Here is a 23,110-nt window from a genome sequence, read left to right as displayed (position 1 = left end):
TTTAGTCAACAACCGACCTACTGTTAATTTATTAAGTGAATGTTGTTAAAGTAGTATGTGTTCATTTTTTTACATTAACTTTTATAGGCATCCCTGATATAAAAAGTACGCATTCCGCGACAGATATGAGGGCCATTTAGTTCGAAAAAGACTAAGAAATCTAATTTTTTGTTAAAACCCTGATGAATAAAAAAGGCTTACAATAATTTGTTTCCAACATTTGGGGAGTATAGTTTCGCTGACGGTAAGGGATGCCTGGAAAGTCTATTTGCCTGCAATTATAAAAATTCAATGAATAGAGATATAAGCATGAAGAAACTACTCACTATGATTTTATGCCTGAGCATGGTTGGGATTTCCCCACTGGCGACGGCGGAAGAAAATAACCCGACGGATAAAACCACGGATGTGGTGCTGATTGGCGGCGGTATTATGAGCTCGACGCTTGGCGTCTATTTGCAAGAGCTTCAGCCGGATTGGTCAATCGATATGGTCGAACGTTTGGACAATGTGGCGGAAGAGAGTTCCAACGGCTGGAACAACGCCGGAACTGGTCATTCGGCCTTTATGGAGTTGAACTACACGCCTGAGCCTGAGAATGAAAACGACCCTATCGATATCAGTAAGGCGGTAGAAACCAGCGAAGCATTTGAAGTTTCGCGCCAGTTCTGGTCGCATCAGGTGAAGAATGGTGTTCTTCATGATCCCAACTCTTTTATTAACAGCGTTCCTCACATCAGTTTCGTCTGGGGGGATGAGAATAGCCGCTTCCTGAATAAGCGTTATCAGGCGTTGCAGCACAGTACGCTGTTCCGCGGTATGGAGTACTCCGAAGATCCCAATACGATTAAAGCGTGGGCGCCTCTGGTGATTGAAGGCCGCGACCCGGCCCAGAAAATTGCCGCCACCCGTATGCCGATCGGTACGGATGTAAACTACGGCGAAATTACCCGTCAACTGGTTGACTCCCTGAAGAAAAAACAGAATTTTGCGCTGCATCTCAACGCTGAAGTCAGAGCAATAAAGCGTAATGCGGATAACACCTGGAACGTGACCTATGCCGATCTGAAAAACGGCGAGAAAGAAAGCGTTATCAAGGCCAGGTTTGTCTTCATTGGCGCGGGCGGTGCGGCATTGCAGTTGCTGCAAAAATCCGGCATTCCAGAGGCTGACGGTTACGGTGGTTTCCCGGTCGGTGGCGAATTCCTGGTAACGGATAATCCAGAAGTGGTGAAACGTCATATGGCGAAAGTCTATGGTAAAGCCTCGGTTGGTGCGCCGCCGATGTCGGTTCCGCATCTGGATACCCGTATTTTTGACGGAAAGCCAGTACTGTTGTTTGGGCCATTTGCCACTTTCTCCAGCAAGTTCCTGAAAAACGGTTCGCTATGGGATTTATTTGACTCAGTTACCCTGTCTAACATTTTACCAATGGCTCAGGTTGGCCTGGATAATTTCGATCTGGTTAAGTACCTGATTAGTCAGGTGATGATGGATGATGACGATCGCTTTGCCGCCTTGCAGGAATATTTCCCTGAGGCGAAGAAAGAGGACTGGAAACTGGCCGTTGCCGGACAGCGTGTACAGGTCATCAAGAAAGAGGCGGATAAAGGCGGCGTACTGAAGTTAGGCACCGAGATTGTCAGCTCTAAGGATGGTTCGATTGCTGCTCTGCTGGGGGCATCTCCTGGCGCGTCCACATCGGCTCCGATCATGTTAAGCCTGATGGAAAGGGTATTTAAAGATAAGGTTGCCACGCCAGAATGGCAGGCCAAACTGAAGGAAATCATTCCTTCCTACGGTCAGAAGCTGAACGGTAATATTGAATTGACCAATGAAATCCGCAGCTACACCAGCAGCACGTTAAATCTGAATTATATTGAAGTAAAACCGGAATAACGGTTGCGCGTATCATCTTTGTCGAAGGCCGCGTGAGCGGCCTTTCTGATATCTAGCTCCCTGACACTTCTTTGCCCATCCACGCGGCGCCCGTACGCCGCTACTGTCGCCGTGCACTGCCTGCACGATAGATCTTGTATCGCAGACAGCGGGAGCGATCCCGCCTTCTGTTCGAGACTGAATCGAGGGATTAGAAAGTGTAGTTAACGTTTACGCCGTACAACCAGGCTTTACCTTTTGAGGTGAGGTGGTAGGTTGGCGAGCCTGACGTATCGGATACTGGTTCATTAATTGACACTTTTTGTCCATGCATATAGGAAACGCCGACATCGATAGACGCATTTTTGTTGAATGCATAGGTTGTTCCTGTACTCAGCCAAAAGCGATCCTGATCCGGGATGGAAATAGAACGCTTGTCAGCGGGAACCGGGCTGTCGTCAAAGGCGATACCGGTTCGGAAAGTCCAGTTATCGTCATGGTAATAAGTGGTGCCTAATGCGATACGGTAGGCATCACGGAAGCCTTCTTCTTTATTGAACAGCGTCTGACCGTCGCTGCCGGTTGCCTTTAGCGCCTGGAACTGACTCCAACTGGTGTAGGCCAGGCCATAATGCACCGCCCATTTTGGCGCGACCCGGTGGTAGGCCGACACTTCCCACATTTCCGGCAGATTTAGCGTCAGTTTGCCGGGGATGGTTGCGCCACCCGTGCCGCCAGCCATCACCGGAATGTCATTGCGGTAATCGTCGTTAAAATCGATATCGACTTTGGAACGATAGGTCAGGCTAAAACGATGGTTTTCATCCACTTCATACAGTACGCCAGCGTTCCAGCCGTAGCCCCAAGCTTTACCTTCAAGATGAGCAAGCTCAGATGAGGATTGCAAGCCAAAGGCAGGGCCTAATTCACCGGCTGTGCGCACAATTTTCGCATCGGCATAAACGGCATTCACACCCAAACCAATACTAATGTGCTGATTTAGGCGATACGCGGCGCTCAGGTTCAGGTTGGACGTCACCAGATCGGTTTGACCGCCGATGGAACCCGCGCTGTAATTGTCATTAAACTCGGTTGCCAGACCGTAGTTGGTCACGGCGGAGGCACCGATAGCCCATTGATGGTTCAGCGGCATAATAAAATGCAGATTCGGTACCCAGGCGTGCGGGGCGATATTCTTTGCGCTGGCATCGCGGCCAGATGAACTGGCGCCCTTCAGGTCAATATCCGGGTTGATATAGGTCACGCCGCCAGAGAAAGAAGGGCGGTCAAACAGGGTCATGGTTGCCGGGTTACGGCTACCGGAAGCGGCGTTGTCAGCGACGACGCCTTCACCGGAAAATGCGCGCCCCAGGCCTGATGGTGAATATTCGTTGAGCTGGAAGCCAGCGGCGGATGCATTTGTGCAAACCAGCGCTGCTGCCACAGCAATGGCGGATTGTTGTAACAGGTTTTTTTGGCTCATGACCAAAACCTCTTTATGGGTTTGTTATTTAACTTTATTACGCCAGGTAACAAGGGACGCGCATTGTAGGGGGCGCACTCACGCTGACAAAGCAGACCAGTTGGCAAAGTCTGTGTATGGAATATTAAATTGTTACATTAATGTAATTAATATGTTTGTTAATCGATAGTGATAATCGATCCGCTTAACGATTTAGTTATTTTTTACGACAGAAAATTACCAGGATTTTACTCTGACATAACACTGGAGTGTGACAGATCTCACTAAATGTCCCCGCTGGCCGTAAGTTCTAGTGCTGTACCGAGCCGGTGAGTAGAATGGACAAGAAAGTGAAATTTTTGAACTGGACCATATCTGTTGTACCGATCTCTGCCGTAGAGGAAAGAATGATGACAAACGTAATAAACAAATGTACTGCTGAAGAAACCGCTGCCTGCTGCTGCGTAGATGTTGGCACCGTGATGGATAATACGGATTGCACGGCGTCTTACAGTAAAATCTTCACCGACCGGGCTGAGGCCGAAGCCATGCTGAACGTGCTGACGGATAAAGCCCGTGCGGTGGAGTCCGATCCGTGCCAGATCGACAGCAAGCTGGATACCGTGGACGGCGGAGTGAAGCTGGACATTGATTTCACTTTTAGCTGCCAGGCTGAAACGTTGATTTTCCAGCTTGGACTGCGTTAATTTTCGCGATATTCCCTGGGGCCGCATGGCCCCTCGGTGCGATAAGCCCGGGTATCTCGATCTCACCGCTATGGGTTTGTCAGCAAACGTTTTATCCGGTGACGGACGATATCTCTTCATTTGAGCAGCCTACTGGCGCTAGTTAATCGTCACGGCGACGGTGACGGTATCTGAATAGGTGCCTGCAGGCTGGTTGGCCTGGCTGGCGTTGATGCGGGCGGTATAGGGAATACTCTGTGCAATGCCGGTTCCTGTGCCTGAATAATCGGCGTTTTCTGTCCAGGCGGTATTATCCGCACGGTAGAGCTGATATTGCAGATAATAATCGCTGCCATTAACGGAGGCGGTCATCCGGCGCCAGTTGGCATCATCGGGGTGCGAACTGGTCAGCTTCACCGTATAGGCGCCCAGACTGGTGCAGCGTACGCCCAGGCTACTGTTTATCGAGGGAAAATCAGCGGGCAGGGCCGCCGTGCCAAAGCTGACATCAGGGGCGCTGGTGATTTCACAATCATTGGTGATGGTGAGTGTCAGATTGAGTGTTGAGGTGAGCGTGCCACTATCGTAAATACATAGACCTAATACTCCCAAAGCACAGAGACTGTAATCCCACTGCATGGTAATTGTATCGGTATAGGTTCCAGCCGCCACGTTATTGCCCACGCTGGTTCTGATGTAGATGGGCATGGTGCCGTCTGAAGAATTGAATAACCCCAGAATCCCCAGCAGGGTGGTGCTGCTCCAGGTGTAGGATGAATTAATGTTATATAGCGTGCCGCAACCGGAATCCATACACAGACTGTAGGGAATATAGTCGCTGCTGGTATCACGCCGCAAGCGCATGGTGCTGCCGCTGGAGTTGGTATCGCCGATAATGGTGGCCTTGATGGTGTTGGTACTGATAATGCTTAATGTACTGCCGGAACAGCTAAACCCGCTGCCGGAGGTGACGGTCTGTTGCGTACCGCCGACCCCGACGACCGAAGAAGCATACGGGCCAAGCGTCGTGGTGCTGGATGATACTTCGCAATCCGCAAAACTGCACTGCGAGCCTGCCAGCCCCAGTAATAGAATCATTATGCGTAATCCTGAAATTTTCAGCATAGCGTTATCCTTTTTTCTCTGTCTGACAGGTCAGCGGGCCGATACTTTCCATTGCCGGTGACGACGCCGACAGAGAAAATTCAACCAGGCAGTTTTGTCCGTCTTCTTGTTTAAAACGTAATCGGTTAAACAGGCCGAGGCTGGAGAAATAGACCCATCCATCGTGACCGCTGATGTTGGCGACGCCGCTTGACTCGTCGGTGATCCAGGTGCCAACAGCGAGCGGCTGCCCCTGGGTATTGCGTAAGGCGATATTGGCGGAAAGCACCTTGTGAACCGGGAATGTCACTACAATGCCGCTGCCCTCTTTTACCGATACGCGATCTTCTATGCGCGGGGTATGAATATTGCCGGGCAGTGGTAAAGGATCAATTTCCACCCTGGCCGGGTAGTTGGACGTTACCCACGGCACCAGCAAATGACCCCGTTTGTTGGTGGCGCCAACCAACTGGTTTTCGTATTTGACCGGCACGCCTGCATAGCCTTCGGTATCGACCACGATAAAGGCATCGTTGATGCGGTTACTGGGGAACAGCGCGCCGTCCATGTATATCAATGAACCACTGGCCTCTCCCCATTGCGTGGTATTGCCTTCATTACCGTAAACGCCGCCTTGCAACAGGTTATACGGCCCGCGCCAGCTCAATGATCCTTGCTGATAGGGATTCTTACCCGCCGCATAAGCCAGGTTCCAGCCGAATCCGCCATAGGTCGGTGTGGAGCGGGTGATGCCAATACGCGAAGAATAATCCCCGTTGGCGTTACGCTGGACTCCCGTATTGACGGTGTTGTTAGAGCCGAAGGGGATGACCAACTGGATCTGGGCGCTGTAGCCATTTTCTCCCAGTGTTTTGTTAAAGGCGGCATAGACTGAACTGCCTTTCCATAATTGCCGGGTATAAGACACATTCAGCAACTTGACGCGTGACCGATCGAAAGACTGTATATCGAAATAGCCAATGCCCACCGTACCGTTTCCCTGGCCGAAGAGTTGGCTGCTCAGGGTGGCCTGATTGTTCTGGCGGCTCAGATGGCTTTTATTATCGACGACGGTTAAATCGCGATATTCGGCACTGCGTTTGGAATGCTGGACATTCAGGCCAATCCGTTGGGTATAGTAGGAATAGCCCACGGTATATTGCTGTCCGCTGGCCTCTTTTTCGCTCTGGCTATAAGACGAACTGAGCGTTCCCCAGCGGCCAACGGTAAAATCTGTCCCCACGCCTGCCAGATAAAGATCCTGTATCGCTTCCGCATGGGTTGACAGCGTTAACCAGTTGGTCAGTCCGTAGCGATAAATACCGCTGAAGGCCGGTGCGGATGAGTAGGATTCATTCCTGAATCCGTAGTCCTGGCGTAGTACGCCGATTGAAAGGTCGAAATCGCTCAGTCCCGTACGCAGAAGCGTATTGGAAACATAAAACGGGATGGTGGTGGAAACCTGCCGCCCCTGAACGTCGGTGGTGATGACCGTCGCTTCACCTGCCCCGTTGAGATACGGGGTGTTGGTCAGGGTGAAAGGGCCGGGGTTGAGGGTTGAACTGTTCGCCTTATACCCGTTGATAAACAGATCCACCGTGCTGGGAACCGCCGCTGAACCGCTGTACTGCAATAGCGGATAGGTTACGATGTCGGGACGTAGGTTAAAATTCCGGCTGATGCGTACCCCCCCCATACGCACCGAGTTACTCCAGGTCAGCGAATTGCTGATCAAATCGCCCACCTGATAGGTGAGCATTCGTTCGCTTTCGCTGTATCGCCAGTAGGTGTCATAACGGCGGTAACCATCACGGCGGCCACTTGCGCTGTTTCCTGTGGTGATGTTGTAAATACCGGTGTTGGATAAGATGCCGTAGTCACTGAAAAAGCGTTGCTCCATCCAGGTATTAAGCGAGTTGCTACCGCCAGACGGGGAAGAATAGTAGGCATTGTAGTTAAACAGCAGGCCCGGACTGCTGCGCGGCAATATACGTTCCGTACCCGTACTGCTGTTTTCAACATTCTGAGCAGGTAACCAGGAGACGGGGACGGTCAGTTTTAGCTGTTGCTGACTGGGATCATATTCCACCGTAACCTCAGGCAGACGAGTTACGTTAACCAGGCCCGATGTCTGTGCGGGCAACCTGATGTTGTTTTGGATAAGCACTGCGGCTTCTATATAATAATCGCCCTGGCGATAATTAACCGGCACAACGGTACGATTACTTTGACCATTAACCGCAATGGTTAAATAGTAGATGGCGTCGGTGTTCGATGGCTGGGCGCGTGGGGGCGCGGGTAAATCGGTATATTCTTCAGCATAAAGAGAAGATGAATAAAAAAATAAACAGATGACCGTCGCCAACAATAAGTCCGGTGTCAAAATGGCATAAATTCTCATATTGATGACGGGCTTCATGGTATCCCTGCTAATAAAAGCGCGTTATTTACGTTTAATCAGTACCGGGTCAGCAATATCCGACAAATTGGTAAAGAGTTGCAGGGACGCCCCCGGTGTGGGTATACCGGCAGGTAAAGGCCAGCGCATTTCCTGTTTTGGCAAGACATACCCTAAAAAACCCTCGGTCATCAGAATCTTGCTGCCTTTTCCATCCTGGGATGATGACCAGAACACATGACTCAGTCGTGCGTGTACTGCTCCCTGATTACGGATATAAAGGTAGGGTTTCCCCGTGACCGAGGTGATGCTCCAGTACAGATCGGGCATGGCGGGTTGGCTGTTGACACGTTTTTTCCCTGGGCGCACTTGCGTCCATATTCCTTCTCCGTCAATAAACAGCGGCAGCAGATAGCGCATCTGAAATTGGATCCCCATCTGAGGGGAGGCCTGCTCTTTGGCATAGGGATCACTGATTTCATCAATGATAATGCGGTATGAACGTTCAGTATTGGCCGGGGCGGGTGCGGTACGCATCAGACGCACCATATGACGTTTCCCCGGCTCCAGTGTGGTAAACGGCGGTGTGACAATGACTTCTTTTTGTTCTGCGTAGCGATCCTTAAAATCAATTTGCTTCCAGGACATAATCCGAATTTGCAGCCTGACCGGTGCGCTGCCTTTATTTTCCAACCATAAGGCAGAACTGTTTTCATCGGATTCAATAACCTGATAGATAGGCCAGACAAGAATACTGCTGGCGGCAAAACATGAGGTGCTCATGATAGCCAAAAGCCAGGTAACTAATTGAATAAATTTCACTACTGTTATTTTCATACGCCTACCATGCTTATTTTAATAGGTCAGACTGATGGTCACGTTATCGGTATATTCCCCGGCCGATGGCAGGGGAGTGGCGCCAAAGTATCGTGCATAAACGGTGTAGGTCTGGGTCGTGGTGGGAAAAGATGAAATGCTCATCGCCAAATCACCGGTTCCCCACACCTGCGTACGGGCCGAATCACGGTAAAGCTGATAAGGGAGGGAGGTGGTCCCCGTCGTATTCATCACGTAACGCTGCGAGCTGCTTGTGCTGTGCAGCCCGTAATCCAGCTCAATGGAGATGGCTATGCCTGGTGTGCAGGTGACGACAATCGAACCGCCTCCCGCGGTGCTGGCTACGTCGACATTGGTTGCTGATGCGCTTTGCGTGCCGAAATTAATGGCGCCCATGTCTGGTTGACTATTACTGACATCACTGCCAAAAGCGCACCCTTTCTGTATGTCCGCACTGACGATAAACGTGCTGCTTACCGTCAGTGCGGCACTCTGGAAAGAGCAAAGGGCAACAGACAAGAGCAGTGTCGGCGTCTGCTGGGTAAACATCCTGCTATTCCTGAACCTGGGCAAACGGTTGTTACCACTCAATAGTGGCGGCAACGGTATCCGTATAGGTGCCGGCGGTTGGGGCTAAAACGGTTTGATCGCTGGGCAGGATGCGGGCATACACAGGAACAGACTGGGAGACGCCGGTGGAGGTCAATGAAATACCGGTTGCGCTGGAAAGGGGGATTTCCGTTGCCCTGCCAGCGTCAGTGTACAAGCGATAAGGGATAAAATAGCCGCCTGCACTGGGGGGAGCCAGTCTCCTTGTGGTGTCGTCATTTGCTCCGGCGCCGATATGGACGGTAGCCGGCGTGTCCGCCGAGCAGGTAACGGTCAGACCCGTTCCCGCCGTACTGGTTGTTTCTCCGTCAATATTGGCGGACAGACTACTGTAAGAACCGAAGTCGATGGTGCCCCATGTGCCGCCCGCGCCCGCGCCATTATCCACGGTGCAGGCTGCAGTAATGGTTAGTGTCACCCCGATATTGCCGGTGATGGTTTCACTGTGAGCGTTTGATGCGACAGCCAGCGTCAGCAACGCCGCCAGAGGGGACCAGAGGGTTTTCATCGTGTTCATTGCGATTCCTTCATATTGGCACTGCATGTATTTTGCCAGTAAAGAAATAAGGTCAAATTTAATTTGATGCCGGTTAATAAAATCAGCGTATTCAGTTTTATTAATCCCTATTCAGTTAATTCATTATGCAGATGGTATTAATTATTTTTGAGCAGCGATAATGGTAATGCTTGACGAAAAAAACAAGAGAATGACTGCGGGGGAAATAATTAATATCGTGGCTTCCGTTATCTTGTTTATCCTTTAAAAGATTAACTATTTACTCCTGCATTCAGTTTAATGCCATATTTTTCACTCGTTGTTATTTGATAAGAAAATTAACCATATAAAGATAAAGATAGAAGCTGAATCAAAATATCTCAACAGTATTGCTTTGGTTTTGGTTAAAAAAGTTTTAATTAATATTAATTGATTATTAATTGGTTTTTTGTTCTTGATTGTGTTTAAAGTCTGGTTTTTTTATCTAAAAATCACCTTGTTATGTTTTTTTCAAACTGATGAACGCGTTCAGGCAAAACTCTGTTTATTTAGCAATTAAATTTACCGCGTATATCTGCGATAATCCCCTCTCCTTGTGAGCTTAAAATGGTGCTGGCTTGAACCATTATCCTAATTCAAGTCACTGCTTTATAAGCGTTTTAATTACAGTATTTTCGTCAACATAGCGGTGTAATATGCAAGTTTTGATTATGCGTCATGGTGATGCAGTACCCGATGCAGCCAGCGATGCGCAGCGCCCCTTGAGCGCACGGGGCTGTGATGAGTCACGAAAAATGGCGTTTTGGCTGGATAACCAGGCGGTTGATATTGACTGTATCCTGGTAAGCCCTTACCTGCGGGCGCAGCAAACGTTAGCCGCGATTCGGAGTATTTTGTCTCTGCCTGAAGGTGATGAATGTTTGCCTGAGCTGACCCCCGGCGGAGATGCCAAATTAGTCGGTTATTACCTGCAAACCCTGGCAAGGGAAGGGACGGAAGCCGTGCTGGTGATCTCTCATCTCCCTTTAGTCGGCTATCTGGTGGCGGAATTATGCCCTGATGAAACCGCCCCCATGTTTGCTACCTCTGCCATTGCTTGTGTGAGCATTGATGCGCAATCAGGTCACGGTGCGTGCGACTGGCAGATGAGTCCCTCTCAGTTGCCGGTGTGAGGCATTTATAGCCGCCGTACCGTTTATCAGGCTGCATTGATTTAATGCAGCCCGGGTTACTCAATCGTGGGGGCTTCCAGCGCGACCAGCACCAGCAAGGCGGCGTCCCCGCCAAACTCTTTGGGCGCCTGATGGAAAGCCAGAACATCGGGATGTTGCGCCAGCCACAGCGGTGTCTGCTGTTTGAGAATGTGCTTGCCGTGACCATGCATCACGCAGGCGCAATACACATGTTCCCGTCGGCAGGCGGCCAGTAATGCCCCCAGTTCCTGTTTTGCCTGCAACTGGGTCAGGCCATGCAGGTCGAGAAACAACTCCGGGTAATAATCCCCTCGCCGTAGTTTTTTCAATTCATAATGGCTGGCGCCAGGGCGAACGTAACGTGTTGGCCCTTCGCTTTCCAATTGCGGCTGAAATTCGTCTGAAAAGTAAAAACTGGCATCGACCTGTTCCTGCAATACCCGCCTGGGAGGCAGCTCGCCGGGTTTGCGACGCACGGGTTTATGAGTATAGGTATCCTGGCGTAATTTTTTAGTGCCGGAGACGGATGTACGAAAAAGCTGCAATTCTTCGTCATTCAGCGAATATTTATTATTCATCGGTCGTTCACCCTGCATCAACATTCAGTCAGTTTACCTTTTCTCTCTCCCGTCGCTAAATAAAAGTCGGCCTAACCTTTAGTGCTACGCGTTATAACTACTGATTTGTCGTGGGCTTCATGGCAAACTAGACGCCGTTTTTCCATTCAGATGTGTCTGCGGAGGACAACCTTGGACAAAATTTTCGTCGATGAAGCCATCAGCGATCTTCATACCATTCAGGATATGTTGCGCTGGGCGGTCAGTCGGTTTAACGCAGCCAATGTCTATTATGGTCACGGTACGGATAATCCCTGGGATGAAGCTGTCCAACTGGTTCTGCCCAGCCTGTTCTTACCGCTTGATATTCCAGAAGATATGTATACTTCCCGTTTAACCTCCAGCGAGCGTCATCGTATTGTTGAGCGCGTTATCCGCCGGGTAAATGAACGCATCCCGGTGGCGTATCTGACCAATAAGGCCTGGTTTTGTGGTCTGGAATTTTATGTTGACGAGCGGGTTCTGGTGCCGCGTTCACCCATTGGCGAACTCATCAGCGATTATTTCGGCCAACTGCTGCCAAAAGCGCCCGGCCATATTCTGGATATGTGCACCGGCAGTGGCTGTATTGCGATAGCCTGCGCCAGCGCTTTTCCGCAGGCGGAAGTGGACGCGGTGGATATCTCCAGCGATGTGCTGGCGGTTGCCGAGCAGAACATCCAGCAACATGGTCTGGAACATCGTGTTACTCCCATTCGTTCCGATCTGTTCCGCGAATTGCCCGCTATCCAATACGACCTGATTGTCACCAATCCGCCTTATGTCGATGAAGAGGATATGTCGGATCTGCCGCAGGAATTCCGCTATGAGCCGGAATTGGGGTTGGCGGCAGGCAGTGATGGCCTGAAGCTGGTGCGCCGTATTCTGGCTTGTGCGCCGGATTACCTCAGTGACGACGGTGTGCTGATTTGCGAAGTGGGCAACAGTATGGTGCACCTGATCGATCAATACCCTGATATCCCCTTCACCTGGCTGGAGTTTGAGAACGGCGGGGAAGGGGTGTTTATGCTGACCAAGTCTCAGTTGATTGAGGGTAATAAATATTTCAGCAGTTACCGCGACTAACCCGTGGTCATTAACTATAGATGCATACGCTAAGGAGTCGTGATGGCAGGAAACAGTATTGGGCAGTTTTTCCGCGTCACCACATTTGGTGAGTCCCACGGAATTGCTTTGGGTTGTGTTGTTGACGGCGTGCCGCCGGGGATCCCGCTGACGGAAGCGGATCTGCAACACGATCTGGATCGCCGCAGGCCGGGAACGTCCCGTTATACGACGCAGCGTCGTGAAGCTGATCAGGTGCGCATTCTGTCCGGCGTTTTTGATGGTGTCACCACCGGAACCAGTATTGGTTTACTGATTGAAAACACCGACCAGCGCTCGCAGGACTACAGTGCGATTAAAGATGTTTTTCGCCCCGGTCATGCGGACTACACCTATGAACAAAAATATGGCCTGCGGGATTATCGCGGCGGTGGCCGCTCTTCAGCCCGCGAAACCGCGATGCGCGTTGCCGCTGGCGCGATAGCGAAAAAATATCTGCAACAGCAACACGGCGTGACGATCCGTGGCTATCTGGCCCAGATCGGGGATGTGAGCTGTGAATTAAAAGATTGGGATCTGGTTGAGCAAAACCCTTTCTTCTGCCCGGATGCCGACAAGCTGGAGGCATTGGATGAACTGATGCGGGCATTGAAAAAAGAGGGGGATTCGATCGGCGCCAGGGTCAGTGTGGTGGCCGAGTCTGTTCCCGCCGGGTTGGGCGAACCGGTGTTCGATCGTCTGGATGCCGATCTGGCCCATGCGCTAATGAGCATCAATGCGGTGAAAGGGGTGGAAATTGGCGACGGTTTTGCGGTAGTGACGAAACGCGGCAGTGAAAACCGCGATGAGATTACCCCGCAGGGGTTCCAGAGCAATCACGCCGGCGGTATTTTAGGCGGCATCAGCAGCGGACAGCAGATTATTGCTCATCTGGCGCTGAAACCGACCTCCAGCATTATGGTGCCGGGACAGACCATTAACCGTCAGGGGGAAGCGACGGAAATGGTCACCCGTGGGCGTCACGATCCCTGCGTGGGTATCCGGGCCGTGCCGATCGCCGAAGCGATGATGGCGATTGTACTAATGGATCACCTGCTGCGCCAGCGTGCGCAGTGTGGGGATGTGGTGAGTCAGGTTCCCCGTTGGTAACACATAATGAGAAAAGGGTTAATTGGGGTTATCGCCCTGGCGTTCAGCGCGCCATTGTGGATGAAAACAGGGTGGGCAAAAACCCCCTGGCAGGAAATGACGCACCCGGTGGCGGGAACGTCTCAGGCCATCGGCAGTTTTTCCAATGGTTGTATTATTGGCGCTCAATCACTGCCGCTGCTATCGCCTGATTATCAGGTTATGCGCGTCGATCAACGGCGCTATTTTGGCCACCCTGATCTGCTGGCGTTTATTACCCGTCTGAGTTCAGCGGTCAAGCGGCGTACCGCGGGCAATGTATTAATCGGCGATATGGGGATGCCGGTCGGCGGGCGCTTCAGTAGCGGCCATGCCAGCCATCAGTCCGGTCTGGATGTGGATATCTGGCTGCAATTACCAAAACAGCGCTGGAGCCAGCAGCAACTGCTAAACCCTCAGCCGATTGATCTGGTGATGGCAAACGGGCGCCAGATTAATCCACGCGTCTGGCAGCCGGAAGTGACGACGCTGGTGAAGCTGGCCGCGCAAGATAGTGAAGTGACGCGTATTTTCGTCAATCCGGCGATAAAAAAACAACTGTGCAGCGAGGCCGGTCAGGATCGTGACTGGTTGCGCAAGGTTCGCCCCTGGTTTGGGCATCGTGCGCACATGCACGTTCGCCTGCGGTGTCCGGCTGATAGCCTGGAGTGCCAGGATCAGGAATTGCCGCCAGCCGGTGATGGCTGCGGCGCTGAATTAACCAGCTGGTTCCAGCCTAAGCAGCCGGGGCGTGAAGCACCGGTCAAAACAGCTCCTCCCCCTTTACCACCGTCTTGTCAGGCTTTGGTCGACAGACATTTTGCAGCGGAATAAGTCATGGATTGGTTTGTCGTCGGGCCTGAAATGTTGGGTATTCTGTTTTTCGTCGCCATGTTGGCCGGGTTTATTGATTCCATCGCCGGTGGCGGCGGGTTATTGAGCGTACCTGCTTTACTTGCCGTTGGGCTGTCGCCCGCACAGGCGTTGGCGACCAATAAACTTCAATCGATGGGCGGTTCGTTTTCCGCCAGTCTGTATTTTATCCGCCGCCGGGCGGTCAATCTGAGCGAACAAAAACTGGCGATTGCCTTGACGTTTGTGGGTTCAACCTTTGGCGCCTGGCTGATTCAGCAGATCCATGCTGATTTTCTGCGACAGTTGCTGCCGCTGCTGATCATTGGCATCGGGCTCTATTTCCTGCTGTCGCCAAAGATCGGCGATGAAGACCGCCAGCGCCGTCTGTCCGCCGTGCCTTTTGCGATAGTTGCCGGCTGCGGCGTCGGATTCTATGACGGATTTTTCGGGCCGGGCGCCGGATCTTTTTATGCGCTGGCTTTTGTCACCCTGAGCGGTTTTAATCTGGCAAAGGCGACGGCACATGCCAAAATCCTCAATTTCACCTCTAATTTCGGTGGGCTGCTGTTCTTTATGCTCGGCGGAAAAGTGGTGTGGGGACTGGGCATGGTGATGCTGGCGGGGCAGTTTATTGGCGCGCGTATCGGCGCCAACATGGTATTGAGCAAAGGACAAAAACTGATCCGTCCTATGCTGGTGGCGGTTTCCGCCATCATGAGTTGCAAACTGATTTATGACAGCCACGGCGGTGAGATCGCAGGCTGGCTGGGGCAATTTTTCTCATGACGACGAACAATATGGATCTCCACCATTACCAGCAATTAATTGATATCTTTGATGATTGCTTCAGCGCTGAGTACAACACGCGCCTGATTAAAGGTGACGATGAGCCAATCTACCTGCCCGCCGACGAGCAGGTGCCGTATCATCGGGTTATCTTTGCGCACGGCTTCTATGCCAGCGCGCTACACGAAATTTCTCATTGGTGTATTGCCGGTGAGCAACGGCGCTTGCAGGTCGATTTTGGCTACTGGTATTGCCCGGACGGGCGTGATGCTGATACGCAGTCCCGGTTTGAGTCCGTCGAGATTAAACCCCAGGCGTTCGACTGGCTATTCTGCGTGGCAGCCGGTTTTCCGTTTAACGTCAGTTGCGACAACCTGAACGGCGACAGCGAACCGGATCGCATTGATTTTCAACGCCGGGTTCATGCGCAGGTGATGCTTTATCTACAGCAGGGGATCCCGCCGCGGCCTGCCCGCTTTATTAACGCGTTACAATCGTTTTACCATACGCCGCCGCTGACGGCAGCGAGCTTTCCGTACCCCGCCGATCTCTGCTGAATAAGGGTAGGCACTGATTAATCGAGGATGATAGATGATCGCAGAATTTGAGACGCGTATTCTGGCGCTGATTGATGACATGGTGGAACATGCCAGCGACGATGAACTTTTTGCCAGCGGCTATTTGCGAGGTCATTTGACTGTATCAGTGGCGCAAGTCGAGGAAAACGGCGAACATACGCTAGAGGATCTGCATAGGCGGGTCAGTGAAAATATTGATAAAGCAATAAAAAACGGCGAGCTTTCCCCGCCGGATCAGATTCTGGTCAACCGCATGTGGGAGACGTTGTTCCAACAGGCGCAGAGCCAGCAAACACACTAATATCTTCCGGTGCTGTGCTGGTTCTGCCAGCACCATTCCTTTTAAAGCGTAACGCTTGTTTCTACACCGGTCTGCCTTTCAGTAATTTTCTTATCCAAAAACGATTAGGGTTCAGCGCGGCCAGCGTTTCGCTATCCAGCGGCAAAGGTTCCGCATAAATTTGGGAGGCCAGGATCTCTGCCGCCAGCGGCGCAGAGCATAGTCCACGCGAACCTAAAGCGCCAATGATGAACAGGTCAGGGAAGACTGGCGCTGGCGGGAGTTTTTCTGTGGCACACCGCTGTGGTAATAGATGCTGATAACAGGCAAGCGTTTGTTGATAGTTGGGAACCGCGCCCACTAACGGTAAGTGATCGCGCAGCGCGCAGCGTACCCCCTGACGGGCCTGACGGCCGCTCATATCAATCTGCTGCGCCCATTGCGCCTGCGGCAGACAGTTCAGCAGCCGCTGGCGATTTTCCTGTTGCTCATTTTCCCGGTAATCGGTGGCGGTATCGCCGCGTTGGTAGCTGGCGCCGATACAGTGCCCTTGATGCTGCGGGCTGACCGGCGTCAGATAGCCGTCATAACACAGCACCTGTTTCAGCCGCCGTAGCGCCGGCGTGGTCGGAATATGGCTGACCTGACCTCGAACCGCGTAGCAGGGTAGATGGCGGGTTTGCTCCCAGTCCGGCAACTGATAGCCATTAGCCAGAATAAGCGTGGAATGCCCGGCCTGCTGGCTGTCATTCAGGGTTAATAACCAGCCGGCGGCGGTGTGTTCAAACGCTGAAACGGCGGTTTTCATATGGACAACCAGCCCTTGTTGCCGGGCCAGTAGCAGTGCCGATGCGGTGAGTTCTGCCGGGCAAAGCCAGCCGCCATCGGGGTAGGTAATACCGCCCGCGCCGAGCGTTAAGCCGTTCAGCGTTTCCAACTGCTCCGCCGTGACGCCATAGACCAGTTCCGGCGGCCAGTCACCCTGTAAGATCTGCGCGATTTTGCCGGCGATTTTTTCGTCGTAGGCCAGTTGGCTCACGCCACACCATTGATGTTCAAAGGATAATCCCTGCGCCGCCCATTCAGAATATTGACGACGGGCAAAAGTGAATGCGGCGGCGAAAAAGCGTGAGAGTGCATCATGCTGGTTGTTCAATAGCGGATACAGCGCGCCCTGCCGGTTACCTGAAGCGCCCAGTGCCGGTTGCCGATCGGCACAGTACAGCGTCACTTTTGCGCCGCGCCTTTGCAGGGCCAGCGCGGTTAAAATACCGGCAATACCGCCGCCGATAATGGCGATATCATTGGTTGCCGTGGCTGCTGGCCGTGCATACCAGGGCGATGGGGATGGGGCAGGAAGGCATTCGGGCAGGTATCCGCTCAACATGTCGCGTTTCTGCCCAAATCCTTTGACTTTACCGACGATAAAACCCGCCTGCTGTAACCCCCGGCGCACAAACCCGGCGGCGGTAAAGGTGGCAAAAGTTCCCTGTCGGCGGCACAGGCGCGCCATAACGTGAAACAGGTTATCCGTCCACATGTCCGGGTTTTTGGACGGCGCGAAACCATCGAGGAACCAGGCATCAACCTGATGATTCAGCGAGTCATCCAATGTTGGCAATAGCGTATTCACATCACCAAACCAGAGATCAAGTGTGATGCTCCCCTGCGCCAGTATCAGACGATGGCAGCCCGGCAAAGGTAACGGCCACTGCTGGCGTAATGCTTCAGCATAGCCTGCCAATTCGGGCCATTGGGCATGTGCCGCCGCCAGATCATGCTGGCGCAGCGGAAATTTCTCGAAGCTGATGAAATGCAGGCGGCGTAAGGTTGCCTGCGGTGACTGAGTGCGGAAATCGTCAAAGGCCTGCCACAGCGCCAGAAAATTAAGCCCGGTGCCGAAACCGGTTTCCGCCACCACGCAACTTGCACGCGAATGCGTGATAAAACGGTCGGGAAACTGATTACCTGTTAAAAACACATAACGGGTTTCCGCCAGCCCATTCTGATTGGAAAAATAGACGTCATTAAACTGTTGCGATACAGGTGTACCCTGTTCGTTCCAGCTCAATGATGCTTGTTGGATGCGGCGGTTATTCACGGCAACTGACTCATTATTCAAGCGGTGACGCGATTTTAACGGGCTGAATGTCGGGGCGCAAATTTAGTAAAAGTTCGGCTGATCGGACTTGTTCAGCTTACAACTGTACGCTAAAGTGCGAGGCGAAATCCCAAATTTTATAAGTGGAAGAGGTATTGAATGAAACGTGCAGTGATTACTGGCCTGGGGATCGTATCAAGCATAGGTAATAACCAGCAGGAAGTTCTGGCATCTTTGCGGGAAGGCCGCTCGGGTATTACTTTCTCTCAGGAGCTGAAAGATTCCGGTATGCGTAGTCACGTCTGGGGTAATGTCAAACTGGACACCACCGGCCTCATCGATCGCAAAGTGGTGCGTTTTATGAGTGATGCATCGATTTATGCCTATCTGTCTATGGAACAGGCGATTAAAGATTCCGGGCTGAACGACGATCAGGTTTCCAATGATCGTACCGGTTTGATCGTAGGTTCCGGCGGCGGTTCTCCGCGTAACCAGGTTGCCGGCACCGACGGTATGCGGGCGAAAGGCCTGCGCGGCGTGGGGCCGTATATGGTCACTAAATCTATGGCATCGGGTGTTTCCGCCTGTCTGGCCACGCCGTTTAAAATCCGTGGCGTCAACTATTCCATCAGTTCCGCCTGCGCAACTTCCGCCCACTGTATCGGTAATGCGGTAGAGATGATCCAACTGGGCAAACAGGACGTGGTATTTGCTGGCGGCGGTGAAGAGTTGTGCTGGGAAATGGCCTGTGAGTTTGACGCTATGGGCGCGCTGTCTACCAAATACAACGAGACGCCGGAAAAAGCGTCCCGTACTTATGATGCCGACCGTGATGGTTTCGTTATCGCCGGCGGTGGCGGTATCGTGGTGGTTGAAGAGCTGGAACATGCGCTGGCGCGTGGTGCGCACATCTATGCTGAGATTATCGGCTATGGCGCCACGTCTGACGGTGCGGACATGGTTGCCCCGTCAGGGGAAGGCGCTATGCGCTGCATGAAGATGGCATTGCAGGGTGTGGATGCGCCGATTGATTACATCAACACCCACGGTACGTCTACCCCGGTCGGTGATGTGAAAGAGCTGGGGGCGATTCGTGAAGTATTCGGCAACAACATTCCGGCTATTTCCGCCACCAAAGCGATGACCGGTCACTCCCTGGGGGCGGCGGGCGTTCATGAAACGATTTATACCCTGTTGATGCTGGAGCACGGTTTTATTGCGCCGAGCATCAACGTGGAAACGCTGGATGAACATGCGGTTGGCATGAATATCATTACCGAACCGACGGAGCGCAAGCTGACTACCGTGATGTCGAACGGTTTCGGTTTCGGCGGCACCAATGCCACGCTGGTGATGAGTAAGTTCGAGAAGTAATCAATAAATCATCATCGCGGGCGGGCGACATGCCCGCGGTGATTTACATCCCTTTGTTCTACCATTCGGGTACTCCTTTTTCCACAAGCCGGTAGTCAGACTAAAACCCATAGCAGAAATAACGCGACAAAAACGCTGGCGATCGCCAAAAACATCGGTTTGTGGAATAACGCTTGCCAGTTAAGCGGCAGCGAGGCGATTAATGGGTTCAGCAACGGCTGTGGCGCTGCCCAGTCGGTTTCCTGTGAGCGCTGTATGCGCTGAGTGAACAGAAAAGTGAGAACCTCACTGAGCTGTATCGGCATCAGCGGCGTCTGTAATCCGGCGTTAAAACGGTTCTGCGTATAATCCAGCAGCATTTGTTGTTCCTGCTCATTGAGCGGCTGCGGCAAGAGCGCCAGTAACGTCGTGAGATTCGGTGCCTGTGCAGCGGCGGATTGCGTCAATGTCGGCGCCGTGTTGGGTGAATTGGCTGCCGTCAGCGTGCTATTTGCCGTCAGTTGGTCTGGCGCTCTATCGGAAGCGGCAAGGGGTATCGGCGTCGCTCGTGGTAGTTGTTGTAAAGAGGACGGTGAAGAGGTTTGCAACTGTTGCAATAACACCTGTGTTTGCAGGAACTGAGTCAGTAATGGCAAATGCTTGACTGGGATCGCCTCGCCCGCATGTAAACTCTGCATCGCCATCAGCGTGGTCCAGATTTTGGCCGGTTGTTCCCCGGTCTGCGCGGCCAACCGGGTGACCAACTGGTTCAGGCTGGTTTGCTCAGTGGGTAACAAGGGGCGTTCAAGCGGGTTTGCAACAGATTGCTGCTGAATTGATGCCGTATTGGCGGCTGATTGAGGCGTTTGCCCGTTTTGTAACAGCGTCACCACCTGCTGTAGCTGTGCTTTATTCAGCGAACTCAGTACGGTATGACCGAACTGTTGGCGGATAAAATCACTGACGGTCTGGCGGTTATTTCCCTGTGGCAGCATGTCCGTCAAACGTTGCATAAGCTGCTGGCGTCCACCATTATCCTGAGTTTGTACCTGCGTTAAGCGCGTTTGCAGCAACTGTTCCGCAGGCTGATAGTGGCGCGACATCAGTTCGGTATTTTCCTGTAACCCCAGTCCCTGTTTCACGCCACTCCAGACTTCGGCGGTTTTTAATGTACTGAGGGCCACGATTTTAACAATCAGATTTTCAAGCGTCGTGCGCTGGGCTGGCGTCAATGGTTGATCGCCGCTGTTGGCGCCAGAGGCATTTGTCGTCGGTGATGTTGTGGTTGGACTGACGGAACGTTCGCCTGGCTGTGGGACACCTGGGCCGCTGACAGGTTGCATACTGATTTTCCTCACCGCTGGCTGCTAATGGGAGCCTGACTGCGCGCAGGCAACCTCAATGATTGAAAGGAATCATAGCAAGCTCTATGGCTATTCGATAGTCATCGATAAGCCCTGCGATTGCCGTATCCGTCTGGCTACTTCTCTTTGATTAATGGTATCCGCAATCGCTGTGCCAGCATCACGCCGAGCAAGGTGATCCCGCCGCCTATCAGATGGTAACCGTGTAATTGCTCATTCAGGAATGCAACGGCGATGACAGCGGTAAATAGTGGCGTCAGGTTCATGAATATCGCAGTGGTACTGGCTCCCAGCCGCATAACCCCCTGGATCCACAGGAAAGGCGCAATAATCGATGCCATGATACCGGCAAAGACCACTAATGGGATATTCTGACCGGTGAGTTGCACATTGTCCGTCAACAAAAAATTAGGCAGCAGCAGTACCACGCCAAAGGCAATTTGCACGTAAAGCGACAGCCAATTGGGCAATGGAATATTCCATCGTTTGGTTAATACGCCATAGAGCGCATAGGCGCTGGCGGCGGCAAACATCATTATTTCACCAGCGCCAATACCTTGTGACAGGATTTGCTCCGGGTGGCCCGCACTAATGAGCCAGACGATACCCCCGAATGAAATCACCCCGCCTGCAACGATGCCGACCGTGGGCGCAATACGCAGCAGCGGAATGCTGATTAACACGGTTAACAGTGGAATGAGCGATCCCAGAATACCCATCATTAATGCGCTGATGGTGTGTGCCGCGTAGTAAGCCAAACTCTGATACAGCACCATACCCAACAATCCGAGCACCAGCAGTTTCCAGCCATATTGACGAATAGTCGCCAGATGTTTGCTGACGCCCGGCAACATAAACGGCGTCATCACCATAAGGGCCAGTAACCAGCGATAAAAAGAAATAGCAGCCGGATCGATTGCGGTGGCGGAGAGTTTGTTGACGATGATATTCACCGACCAGATCAGCACCGCAATAATGGGAAATAAGATGTTCAAACTAATCACTCTCTTTTACGGCTAAAGCAAGCCGGTAGTTTACTGTGGTTAAAGGGAGAAGACGATGACCAATAGCGTTGGGCTTCCTCACCATTCAGTGGCAAAATGGCCTCCCTCTTTTTTCAGGGTAATCGCTCATCGGGGAAGACAATGAAGATTCTGGTTGATGAAAATATGCCGTATGCACGCGAGTTGTTTAGCCGTCTGGGCGAGGTTCAGTCCGTGCCGGGGCGACCGCTGCCGCGCGAAGCGCTGAATGAGGTATCGGCATTGATGGTGCGTTCGGTGACGAAAGTGAATGCCGAACTGCTGGCCGGAACCGCCGTGAAGTTTGTCGGCAGCGCCACTGCGGGCACCGATCATGTTGACCAGCGCTGGCTTGATGCTAACGGTATTCGCTTTTCAGCGGCGCCGGGTTGCAATGCGATAGCCGTTGTCGAATATGTCTTTTCTTCTTTGCTGATGCTTGCCGAGCGTGATGGATTCCAACTGCGTGACAAAACCGTCGGTATTGTCGGCGTCGGTAATGTGGGGGGGCGGCTGAATGAACGTCTGAAAGCCTGGGGCGTAAAAACCTTACTGTGTGATCCTCCCAGGGCGGAACGGGGAGAGGATGAAAATTTCCTCCCGCTGGCGGCACTGATGCGGGATGCCGATATCCTGACGTTGCATACGCCGTTATACCTTGACGGGCCGTATAAAACCCACCATTTGGTTGATGCGTCGGTGCTGAATGCTTTCGCCGATGGGCGTATTCTGATTAACGCCTGCCGGGGGCCGGTGGTGGATAATGCCGCTCTGCTTAAGGTGTTGACACAGGGGAAAAAACTCAGCGTCATTCTGGATGTCTGGGAACCTGAACCTGCTTTATCCACGGAACTACTGGCGTTGGTGGATGTGGGAACCGCCCATATCGCCGGCTATACGCTGGAAGGCAAAGCCCGCGGCACCACCCAGGTTTTTGAAGCCTGGAGCCAGTTTATCGATAATCCACAGCAAGTGGCATTGTCTGCTTTGCTACCAGAACCGGAATGTGCGGAAGTGATATTAACGTCGCCGCTGAATGAAGCGTTATTAAAGCGTCTGGTGCATCTGGTGTATGATGTGCGCCGGGATGATGCCCTGTTACGCCACAGCGTGCGTCAGGAAGGCGGATTTGATCGCCTGCGCAAACATTATCAGGAACGACGCGAATGGTCGTCACTCCATGTTGTCTGCGCCGACAGCGCCAGCGCAGACTGTCTGAATAAACTGGGGTTTACTGCCTCAGTCGGGGTTGATCGTTAATCACATTTTTTATTGAAATC

General features: G+C 52.3%; 21 protein-coding genes. 11 read left to right on the top strand and 10 right to left on the bottom strand.

Annotated elements, in window-relative coordinates; translation table 11 throughout:
• The first annotated feature begins 309 nt into the window (after positions 1-309).
• Entirely contained in the window at positions 310-1,899 is a 1,590-nt protein-coding gene (gene mqo, locus BIY29_RS08520) for a malate dehydrogenase (quinone) (RefSeq protein ID WP_121574713.1), read from the top strand.
• Positions 1,900-2,089: 190 nt separating this feature from the next.
• Here mqo and fadL read toward each other — a convergent pair whose 3' ends face one another.
• On the bottom strand, positions 2,090-3,361 hold the full coding sequence (gene fadL, locus BIY29_RS08515; protein ID WP_121574712.1) for a long-chain fatty acid transporter FadL: 1,272 nt from the start codon (positions 3,359-3,361) through the stop codon (positions 2,090-2,092).
• 389 nt (positions 3,362-3,750) lie between these two features.
• Between fadL and BIY29_RS08510 the strand changes: the two genes are divergently transcribed.
• Positions 3,751-4,047, top strand: a complete 297-nt coding sequence (locus BIY29_RS08510; RefSeq protein WP_121574711.1) for a YfcZ/YiiS family protein — start codon at positions 3,751-3,753, stop codon at positions 4,045-4,047.
• A gap of 138 nt (positions 4,048-4,185) precedes the next feature.
• On the opposite strand, the gene BIY29_RS08505 is transcribed toward BIY29_RS08510, so the two are convergent.
• From BIY29_RS08505 to BIY29_RS08485, 5 genes are all read right to left on the bottom strand, one after another.
• Entirely contained in the window at positions 4,186-5,151 is a 966-nt protein-coding gene (locus BIY29_RS08505; protein WP_121574710.1) for a Csu type fimbrial protein, read from the bottom strand.
• A 4-nt stretch (positions 5,152-5,155) separates the two neighbouring features.
• Positions 5,156-7,549, bottom strand: a complete 2,394-nt coding sequence (locus tag BIY29_RS08500) for a fimbria/pilus outer membrane usher protein (RefSeq protein WP_420808411.1) — start codon at positions 7,547-7,549, stop codon at positions 5,156-5,158.
• Positions 7,550-7,573: 24 nt separating this feature from the next.
• The gene (locus tag BIY29_RS08495) at positions 7,574-8,311 is read right to left on the bottom strand and encodes a fimbrial biogenesis chaperone (RefSeq protein WP_240630043.1); all 738 of its coding nucleotides are present in this window, start codon (positions 8,309-8,311) and stop codon (positions 7,574-7,576) included.
• 72 nt (positions 8,312-8,383) lie between these two features.
• Positions 8,384-8,914 carry a Csu type fimbrial protein gene (locus BIY29_RS08490; RefSeq protein ID WP_121574708.1) on the bottom strand — a complete coding sequence of 177 codons (531 nt, stop codon included), beginning with the start codon at positions 8,912-8,914 and terminating at the stop codon, positions 8,384-8,386.
• Between the two features lie 31 nt (positions 8,915-8,945).
• The gene (locus BIY29_RS08485; RefSeq protein ID WP_121574707.1) at positions 8,946-9,491 is read right to left on the bottom strand and encodes a Csu type fimbrial protein; all 546 of its coding nucleotides are present in this window, start codon (positions 9,489-9,491) and stop codon (positions 8,946-8,948) included.
• Between the two features lie 674 nt (positions 9,492-10,165).
• Between BIY29_RS08485 and sixA the strand changes: the two genes are divergently transcribed.
• Complete coding sequence (gene sixA, locus BIY29_RS08480) at positions 10,166-10,642, top strand: phosphohistidine phosphatase SixA (RefSeq protein ID WP_121574706.1); 477 nt, start codon at positions 10,166-10,168, stop codon at positions 10,640-10,642.
• Between the two features lie 56 nt (positions 10,643-10,698).
• Here sixA and smrB read toward each other — a convergent pair whose 3' ends face one another.
• A complete protein-coding gene (gene smrB, locus BIY29_RS08475) occupies positions 10,699-11,241 on the bottom strand; it encodes an endonuclease SmrB (protein WP_121574718.1) in 543 nt (180 codons plus the stop codon).
• 171 nt (positions 11,242-11,412) lie between these two features.
• Between smrB and prmB the strand changes: the two genes are divergently transcribed.
• The 6 genes from prmB to BIY29_RS08445 are packed head-to-tail and all read left to right on the top strand — an operon-like array spanning position 11,413 to position 16,011.
• Entirely contained in the window at positions 11,413-12,345 is a 933-nt protein-coding gene (gene prmB, locus BIY29_RS08470; protein WP_121574705.1) for a 50S ribosomal protein L3 N(5)-glutamine methyltransferase, read from the top strand.
• Between the two features lie 42 nt (positions 12,346-12,387).
• Positions 12,388-13,473, top strand: coding sequence for a chorismate synthase (gene aroC / locus BIY29_RS08465; RefSeq protein ID WP_121574704.1), 1,086 nt, complete (start codon positions 12,388-12,390; stop codon positions 13,471-13,473).
• A 6-nt stretch (positions 13,474-13,479) separates the two neighbouring features.
• On the top strand, positions 13,480-14,325 hold the full coding sequence (mepA, locus tag BIY29_RS08460) for a penicillin-insensitive murein endopeptidase (protein WP_121574703.1): 846 nt from the start codon (positions 13,480-13,482) through the stop codon (positions 14,323-14,325).
• Positions 14,326-14,328: 3 nt separating this feature from the next.
• Entirely contained in the window at positions 14,329-15,132 is an 804-nt protein-coding gene (locus BIY29_RS08455; RefSeq protein ID WP_121574702.1) for a sulfite exporter TauE/SafE family protein, read from the top strand.
• Positions 15,133-15,143: 11 nt separating this feature from the next.
• Positions 15,144-15,689, top strand: coding sequence for an elongation factor P hydroxylase (locus BIY29_RS08450; RefSeq protein WP_205680320.1), 546 nt, complete (start codon positions 15,144-15,146; stop codon positions 15,687-15,689).
• 34 nt (positions 15,690-15,723) lie between these two features.
• Entirely contained in the window at positions 15,724-16,011 is a 288-nt protein-coding gene (locus BIY29_RS08445; RefSeq protein WP_121574700.1) for a YfcL family protein, read from the top strand.
• Between the two features lie 61 nt (positions 16,012-16,072).
• Here the strand turns inward: BIY29_RS08445 and mnmC are convergent, their stop codons facing one another.
• Positions 16,073-18,091: a bifunctional tRNA (5-methylaminomethyl-2-thiouridine)(34)-methyltransferase MnmC2/FAD-dependent 5-carboxymethylaminomethyl-2-thiouridine(34) oxidoreductase MnmC1 gene (gene mnmC / locus BIY29_RS08440; protein ID WP_121574699.1), complete on the bottom strand. Its 2,019-nt coding sequence runs from the start codon at positions 18,089-18,091 to the stop codon at positions 16,073-16,075.
• A gap of 159 nt (positions 18,092-18,250) precedes the next feature.
• On the opposite strand from mnmC, the gene fabB reads away from it, so the two are divergent.
• The gene (gene fabB, locus BIY29_RS08435; RefSeq protein ID WP_121574698.1) at positions 18,251-19,465 is read left to right on the top strand and encodes a beta-ketoacyl-ACP synthase I; all 1,215 of its coding nucleotides are present in this window, start codon (positions 18,251-18,253) and stop codon (positions 19,463-19,465) included.
• Between the two features lie 95 nt (positions 19,466-19,560).
• Here fabB and flk read toward each other — a convergent pair whose 3' ends face one another.
• Positions 19,561-20,787, bottom strand: a complete 1,227-nt coding sequence (flk, locus tag BIY29_RS08430; protein WP_121574697.1) for a flagella biosynthesis regulator Flk — start codon at positions 20,785-20,787, stop codon at positions 19,561-19,563.
• A gap of 137 nt (positions 20,788-20,924) precedes the next feature.
• Entirely contained in the window at positions 20,925-21,803 is an 879-nt protein-coding gene (locus tag BIY29_RS08425; protein ID WP_240630040.1) for a DMT family transporter, read from the bottom strand.
• A 150-nt stretch (positions 21,804-21,953) separates the two neighbouring features.
• Between BIY29_RS08425 and pdxB the strand changes: the two genes are divergently transcribed.
• Entirely contained in the window at positions 21,954-23,090 is a 1,137-nt protein-coding gene (gene pdxB, locus BIY29_RS08420) for a 4-phosphoerythronate dehydrogenase PdxB (protein WP_121574696.1), read from the top strand.
• Positions 23,091-23,110: the final 20 nt, after the last annotated feature.

This window comes from Brenneria alni (genome assembly GCF_003666245.1).
GTDB classification, from domain to species: Bacteria; Pseudomonadota; Gammaproteobacteria; order Enterobacterales; family Enterobacteriaceae; genus Brenneria; species Brenneria alni.
This window is presented reverse-complemented; position numbering and strand designations above follow the sequence as displayed.

What these genes read in the sequence shown, in the direction of transcription:
- mqo (WP_121574713.1), top strand. Translation starts at nt 310, where the DNA reads ATGAAGAAACTACTCACTATGATTTTATGCCTGAGCATGGTTGGGATT.
- fadL (WP_121574712.1), bottom strand. Translation starts at nt 3,361, where the DNA reads ATGAGCCAAAAAAACCTGTTACAACAATCCGCCATTGCTGTGGCAGCA.
- BIY29_RS08510 (WP_121574711.1), top strand. Translation starts at nt 3,751, where the DNA reads ATGACAAACGTAATAAACAAATGTACTGCTGAAGAAACCGCTGCCTGC.
- BIY29_RS08505 (WP_121574710.1), bottom strand. Translation starts at nt 5,151, where the DNA reads ATGCTGAAAATTTCAGGATTACGCATAATGATTCTATTACTGGGGCTG.
- BIY29_RS08500 (WP_420808411.1), bottom strand. Translation starts at nt 7,549, where the DNA reads ATGAAGCCCGTCATCAATATGAGAATTTATGCCATTTTGACACCGGAC.
- BIY29_RS08495 (WP_240630043.1), bottom strand. Translation starts at nt 8,311, where the DNA reads ATGAGCACCTCATGTTTTGCCGCCAGCAGTATTCTTGTCTGGCCTATC.
- BIY29_RS08490 (WP_121574708.1), bottom strand. Translation starts at nt 8,914, where the DNA reads ATGTTTACCCAGCAGACGCCGACACTGCTCTTGTCTGTTGCCCTTTGC.
- BIY29_RS08485 (WP_121574707.1), bottom strand. Translation starts at nt 9,491, where the DNA reads ATGAACACGATGAAAACCCTCTGGTCCCCTCTGGCGGCGTTGCTGACG.
- sixA (WP_121574706.1), top strand. Translation starts at nt 10,166, where the DNA reads ATGCAAGTTTTGATTATGCGTCATGGTGATGCAGTACCCGATGCAGCC.
- smrB (WP_121574718.1), bottom strand. Translation starts at nt 11,241, where the DNA reads ATGAATAATAAATATTCGCTGAATGACGAAGAATTGCAGCTTTTTCGT.
- aroC (WP_121574704.1), top strand. Translation starts at nt 12,388, where the DNA reads ATGGCAGGAAACAGTATTGGGCAGTTTTTCCGCGTCACCACATTTGGT.
- mepA (WP_121574703.1), top strand. Translation starts at nt 13,480, where the DNA reads ATGAGAAAAGGGTTAATTGGGGTTATCGCCCTGGCGTTCAGCGCGCCA.
- BIY29_RS08455 (WP_121574702.1), top strand. Translation starts at nt 14,329, where the DNA reads ATGGATTGGTTTGTCGTCGGGCCTGAAATGTTGGGTATTCTGTTTTTC.
- BIY29_RS08450 (WP_205680320.1), top strand. Translation starts at nt 15,144, where the DNA reads ATGGATCTCCACCATTACCAGCAATTAATTGATATCTTTGATGATTGC.
- BIY29_RS08445 (WP_121574700.1), top strand. Translation starts at nt 15,724, where the DNA reads ATGATCGCAGAATTTGAGACGCGTATTCTGGCGCTGATTGATGACATG.
- fabB (WP_121574698.1), top strand. Translation starts at nt 18,251, where the DNA reads ATGAAACGTGCAGTGATTACTGGCCTGGGGATCGTATCAAGCATAGGT.
- flk (WP_121574697.1), bottom strand. Translation starts at nt 20,787, where the DNA reads ATGCAACCTGTCAGCGGCCCAGGTGTCCCACAGCCAGGCGAACGTTCC.
- pdxB (WP_121574696.1), top strand. Translation starts at nt 21,954, where the DNA reads ATGAAGATTCTGGTTGATGAAAATATGCCGTATGCACGCGAGTTGTTT.